Raw genomic sequence first — 873 nt, 5'->3', positions numbered from 1 at the left:
CTTTACTAGTTAGCAGTTCACTTTTCTTTTCTGGGAACTGCTGCTTGAAAGATTCACGCTCAGCTCGACGATATAGGGATGACTCCATTAAGGGTAATAATGCCGATGGCCACTGATCTAGTTCCAGCGCTGTTAAGTTAACTGCATAAGTCTGAGAGAAGAATGCCTTATACATACCCACAACAATCAATGCGCCGGCTACCTCATCAACTTCCCATTGGTGTTGGAGGGTATGTTGAAGAGATTGATCAATTAGCTCGACTTTTTCCTCTTCAACTTCATCAACGATTAAAGCGAAGTTAGTACGCTCCGCATAAACAGCAATCGCGATAGCTAGCACTTGTAGATCATCCCGAAGGGTGCCTGACTCAACGCACTCTAGCAAAATGCTTTGGCGCAATAGCGTTATAAATTCTTCAACATGCGGATCAGGTAAAATGCAGTTTAGTAAGGAGTAATACACTAAGGGGTCTTTTGCGACTTCAAGCATTTCAATCGTCGCATTTGGATTACTTAAATCATATTTTTTGACTAGCAATGCCGCGGCGAATCCGGCAAGTTTATCTAAAGCCAGTTCGCTCTTTGACAGAAGCAAAAACAAATCAGCTTCAAGCTGAGTGTTGTAAGATTCTATCTTTATATGAGGGCAGCAGTTAAGCATGCCATGCAAGATCGTAATGTCATCATAGCCATGATTGATTAAAGATCGATAATGGAGGTAAGCGACATCGAAGTGGCCAAGCGCATGATGAGCTCTGGCCATACCTAGAAATGCGTTCTTATTGCCATTATCAATTGAAAGTGCTTTTTCGAACTGTCTGATTGCTAACTCAGGCTCTTCAGAAATTATATGTAGATAACCTAGATTCGTCA

1 protein-coding gene is annotated in these 873 nt (G+C 41.8%); it reads right to left on the bottom strand.

What is annotated here, in order from left to right:
- A partial coding sequence (locus tag A3735_RS30225; RefSeq protein ID WP_197485651.1) for a hypothetical protein occupies nucleotides 1-873 on the bottom strand: 873 nt, incomplete at both ends.

Source organism: Oleiphilus sp. HI0061, from assembly GCF_001635675.1.
Note: the sequence above shows the minus strand (reverse complement) of the source record. Positions and strands in the feature narration are given on the sequence as shown.